This window comes from Klebsiella sp. 141240 (assembly GCF_050600805.1).
In the GTDB taxonomy this organism is placed as follows: Bacteria; Pseudomonadota; Gammaproteobacteria; order Enterobacterales; family Enterobacteriaceae; genus Klebsiella; species Klebsiella aerogenes.
The window spans coordinates 1-464 of record NZ_JAQIRK010000070.1; the positions used below are offsets into that span (position 1 = coordinate 1).

The 464-nt window shown below is 59.9% G+C and carries 1 pseudogene; it reads left to right on the plus strand.

The annotated features are described in order from the left end of the window. A pseudogene (locus tag PGQ95_RS26380) lies at positions 1 to 464 on the plus strand (cytochrome C biogenesis protein CcdA); the annotation flags it as partial.

Genomic DNA, 464 nt, shown 5'->3' on the forward strand with positions numbered 1-464 from the left:
GGCCGCGCCAACTATGCCTTAATTCTGCTGTTTTACGGTATCCGCGGTCTGGCCTATCCGCTGTTTCTCTACTCGTTTATCGTCGCCATTATCCATAACGTCCGCAGCGACAGCTCCAGCTCGGCCCTGGGCTGGTTCTGGGCGGTCTACTCCGTCGGTATCGGCGTGTTCGGCAGCTATATCCCGAGCTTCACCATCCCGCACATTGGCGAGATGGGCACCCTGTGGCTGGCGCTGGCGTTCTGTGTCACCGGCGGGCTGATTGCCCTGGCGGCGCTGCGTAACACCGAAACCCCGCGCCATATGCAGAATCTCACCACCCGCGAGAAGTTCTCCGAGCTGGGGCGCGCGGTGACCCTTATCTACACCAACCGCAGCATTATGCTCTCCAGCATCGTGCGCATTATCAACACCCTGTCGCTGTTCGGCTTCGCGGTGGTCATGCCGATGATGTTCGTCGATGA